The sequence below is a fragment of the Streptomyces flavotricini genome (assembly GCF_020639365.1).
GTDB lineage: Bacteria > Actinomycetota > Actinomycetes > Streptomycetales > Streptomycetaceae > Streptomyces > Streptomyces flavotricini.
In genome coordinates this window covers 1-2,132 of sequence record NZ_JAINUL010000016.1, presented here as the reverse complement: position 1 = coordinate 2,132, position 2,132 = coordinate 1, and the positions used below count along the sequence as shown (strand labels likewise).

At 74.4% G+C, this 2,132-nt stretch carries 1 protein-coding gene; it reads right to left on the bottom strand.

Going from position 1 to position 2,132, the window contains the following annotated elements:
* On the bottom strand, positions 1-2,132 hold a 2,132-nt coding region (locus K7B10_RS40130), incomplete at both ends, for a SpnB-like Rossmann fold domain-containing protein (RefSeq protein ID WP_229345925.1).

The following is a 2,132-nucleotide window of genomic DNA, read 5'->3' as shown; positions in this document are numbered from 1 at the left end:
CGGCTGGTCAGGACCAGGTGGCCGGCACCGTGTTCGGTGACCAGGTGCCGGGCCAGGTGGGCGCCGATGCCGCCGGTGCCGCCGGTGATCAGGACCGTGCCCGCCGGGTCGAGGGCGAGCGGGCCGTGCGCCGGCCCGGGCGTGGTCACGGCCGTCAGGCGCGGGATGCGGATGCCGTCGGCGCGGACCGCGCTCTCCGGCTCGCCCGAGGCGATGACGGCGGCGAGCCCGTCGGTGACGGCCGTGAGGTCGGTGAGCTGGATACGGCCCGGGTTCTCCGCCTGCGCCGCGCGCACCAGACCCCACACGGGGGCCTGGGCGAGGTCGATGACATCGGAGGCGGCGTCCACGACCACCGCGCCACGGGTCGCGACGACCAGCGTGGTCTCCGCGAACCGGTCCTCGGCCAGCCATTCCTGGACCACCGCCAGCGTCCGGGCGCTCGCCGAGCGCACCGCCTCCGGCAGCGCGCCGTCGGTGTCCGGGACGTGGAAGACCACCGCGCCGGACAGCTCGCCCTCGGGCAGCTCACCCCACACGTGCTGCTCGGCCACCCCATCGGCGGGCGCGGCCAGCGGACGCCAGGCGATCTCGAACAGCGACTCCGGCCGGCCGGCACTCAGCTGCTCCTGCGACACCGGACGCGACACCAGCGAGCCCACCGTCAGGACCGGCTGCCCCTCGGCGTCGGCCACCGTCACGGTCACCGTGTTCGGGCCGGAGGGGGCGATGCACACGCGCAGCGCCGGGGCGCCGGCCGCGTGCAGTGCCACGTCGTTCCAGGAGAACGGCAGCACCGTCGACTCGTCGGTGCTCGACCCGTCGTCGATCAGCGCCACGTGCATGGCGGCGTCGAGGAGGGCCGGGTGCAGGCCGTACCGTGCGGCGTCGGCGTGCGCCTGCTCGGGCAGGGAGACCTCCGCGTACAGCGATTCGCCGGAGGTCCACGCGGCCTTGAGGCCCTGGAACACGGGTCCGTAGTGGTATCCGCGCTCGAGCAGGAGCTCGTACGCCCCGTCCACCGTCGTCGGGGTGGCACCGGGCGGCGGCCACTCGGTCAGACCGGCGGCGGGCAGGCCCGCGCCGCTGATCAGAGTGCCTTCCGCGTGCCGCGTCCAGATCGGCTCGGCGGCGTTCTCGTCGCGGGAGTGGATGGTCACCGTACGGCGCCCGGATCCGTCGTCGGCGCCGAGCCAGACCTGTACGGCGGCGCCGCCTCGCTCGGGCAGGATCAGCGGGGCGTGCAGGGTGAGTTCCTCGACGGCGTCGCAGCCGACCTGGTCGCCCGCGCGGATGGCGAGCTCGACGAAGCCGGTGCCCGGGAAGAGGACGCTGCCGAGGACGTCGTGGTCGGCCAGCCAGGGCTGGGCGTCGACCGAGAGGCGGCCGGTCAGGACGACCTCGCCGGAGTCGGCGGAGGCGATCGCGGCGCTCAGCAGCGGGTGCCCGACCGTCTCCAGGCCGGCGGATCCGAGGCCGGCGCCCTCGGCGGTCGTGGCCTCCAGCCAGTAGCGCTGCTGCTGGAAGGCGTACGTCGGCAGATCGGCCCAGCGGTCCTCGGTGGCGCCGAAGTAGGCGGCCCAGTCGACGGGGATGCCCTGGTTGTGGGTGCGGGCGACGGCCGCGAGCAGTTCGCGGGCCTCGGGCCGCTGCCGGCGGCAGGAGGAGATGAAGGCGGTGCCCTCGACGTCGCCGACGGTCGCGCTCGCCAGGGCGGTCAGGATCGCGTCCGGGCCGAGCTCCACGTACGTCTCGACGCCGCGGCCCTGGAGGTACCGCACGGTGTCGCAGAAGCGGACCGCCTCGCGCAGGTGACGGGTCCAGTACTCCGCGGTCCCCCAGTCCTCGCTCAGCTCGCCGTGCACGCCCGAGACCACCGGGATCGCGGCGGGGTGGTACGTCACGCTCTCCGCGACCGCGCGGAACTCCGCGAGCACCGGGTCCATGAGGGGGGAGTGGAAGGCGTGCGAGACACGGAGCCGGGTCGTCTTGCGGCCCAGCTCGGTGAAGTCGGCCTGGATCGCCTCGACGGCCTCCTCGGCACCCGACACCACGATCGAACGCGGACTGTTGATCGCCGCGATGCCGACCACGTCGGAGACGTACGGGAGGAGTTCCTCCTCGGTGGCTTC